General features: G+C 72.7%; 3 protein-coding genes. 2 read left to right on the plus strand and 1 reads right to left on the minus strand.

The window, feature by feature from the left end:
- Positions 1–189: 189 nt before the first annotated feature.
- Positions 190–624 carry an ester cyclase gene (locus F6X68_RS32445; protein ID WP_151457804.1) on the plus strand — a complete coding sequence of 145 codons (435 nt, stop codon included), beginning with the start codon at positions 190–192 and terminating at the stop codon, positions 622–624.
- Here F6X68_RS32445 and F6X68_RS32450 read toward each other — a convergent pair.
- On the minus strand, positions 605–1,177 hold the full coding sequence (locus F6X68_RS32450) for a Uma2 family endonuclease (RefSeq protein WP_151457805.1): 573 nt from the start codon (positions 1,175–1,177) through the stop codon (positions 605–607). The genes F6X68_RS32445 and F6X68_RS32450 overlap by 20 nt on opposite strands.
- A gap of 93 nt (positions 1,178–1,270) precedes the next feature.
- On the opposite strand from F6X68_RS32450, the gene F6X68_RS32455 reads away from it, so the two are divergent.
- The coding region (locus F6X68_RS32455; protein WP_151457806.1) for an NADH-quinone oxidoreductase subunit I at positions 1,271–1,829 on the plus strand (559 nt) is incomplete at its 3' end.

The raw sequence follows: 1,829 nt of genomic DNA on the forward strand, positions 1-1,829 counted from the left end.
CCTCCGCCGTCGTCCGTCGCTCGTCCCATCATGGCGGCTACACCGCCCCCGGGCGCGCCGAGTGCCGACCTCCGCGCGGTGTGCTGGCCTCCGCTGCCGGGCGCGCCGAGTCCGAAGGCGGCGGGTCGAGGCCGGAGGTGGCGCGCCGGGACCGGTCGGCCGGCCCCGGTGGCCGGTTAGGCTGCCGCGATGACCGATGTGGAGGCGGCGGCCCGACGCTTCATCGCCGACGTGTGGAACGGCGCGCGGGAGGAGTCGGCGTACGAACTGGTGTCGCCGGAGTGCCCGGGGCTGGGCGGGGCCGGCCCGGAGGCGACGCTGGCGTGGCACCGGGAGCGCCGCGCCGCCTTCCCCGACCTGCGCTACAAGCTCGTGGACGTGGTGGCCGCCGGGGACCGGGTGGCGGTGCACTGGCGGGCGGCGGGCACCCAGGCCGGGCCGTTCGGGCCGGTGCCGCCGACCGGGCAGGTGGTCAGCTACTCGGGGGCGAGCTTCCTGCGCTTCGACGACGCGGGCCGGATCATCGACGTGTGGAGCTGCAACGAGCTGTTCCAGCTCCTCCAGCAGCTCGGCGTCGAGATGCTGCCGCCGGCGGCGGGTGGGATCAGCGGGACCGGGGCGTGATCCTGGCGAGCGGGATGTCGATCTCCCACGGCTCCGGGACGAGGATCCCGTCGGTCATCCGGGCCTGCTCGACGTAGACGCGCTTCGCCGGGTCGAGCTTGTGGGCGTGCACCACGATCCCGGCCTCGGTCTCGATTCGCCAGAAGTAGGGGATGTCGGCCTCGGCGTAGAGCGCGGGCTTGAGCACCCGGTCGATGCTCCGCGACCCCTCGGAGACGATCTCGACCACCAGCATCACCTCGTGGGGCCGGTAGTGCGACGCGTTGCGCGAGGCCGAGTCCAGCTCCGTGACCAGCACGTCGGGGATGAACGCCCGGGTGCGGGAGAGCCGCACCTCGACGCCCTGCGTGACGTCGAGGTCGGGCGGGCAGGTCTCCTGAAGAGCCGCACCGAGCATCAGTGCGATCGACTGGTGGAGTCGCGTGGGGGAGAGCGACATGATGAGGTTTCCGTCCAGGAGTTCGTGGCGGCGGCCGTCGTCGGGCAGGCGGTCGAGGTCGCCGGCCGTCCACTCGCCCGGCGGCGGAAACTCGTCGTGCAGCGCGGCGGTCATGGCGAGCCCTTTCCGATGCGTCGTTCTCCCCGCCTCACCGTACCGCCGGCAGACCTCGGGGGGTGGTCGCGCGCGCCGCGGCCACAGGGCAGGATGGTCGACATGACCGACCGCAGCGAGCGCAGCGAGCCGGGCGGCGCCGGCGGAGACCGTGGCCTGCCCGGCGCGGGCCTGGTGAAGGGGCTCGCGGTCACGTTGAAGACGATGACCCGCCGCTCGACCACCCAGCAGTACCCGGACGTCGCCCCCGAGCTGCCGCCCCGCTCGCGCGGGGTGATCGCGCTGCTGGAGGAGAACTGCACGGTCTGCATGCTGTGCGCCCGGGAGTGTCCGGACTGGTGCATCTACATCGACTCGCACAAGGAGGAGGTGGCGGTGCCCGGCGCCGCCCGCCCCCGCCAGCGCAACGTGCTCGACAAGTTCGACATCGACTTCTCGCTCTGCATGTACTGCGGCATCTGCGTGGAGGTCTGCCCCTTCGACGCCCTCTACTGGTCGCCGGAGTTCGAATACTCCGAGTACGACATCAAGGACCTGCTGCACGACAAGGACCACCTCGGGCAGTGGATGGCCACCGTGCCGCCGCCGCCCGCGCACGACCCGAACGGTGAGCCGGCGAAGGAGGAGACCGCCGCCGCGCGCAAGGCCGCGG

It is taken from the genome of Micromonospora sp. AMSO12t (genome assembly GCF_008806585.1).
Lineage (GTDB): Bacteria > Actinomycetota > Actinomycetes > Mycobacteriales > Micromonosporaceae > Micromonospora > Micromonospora reichwaldensis.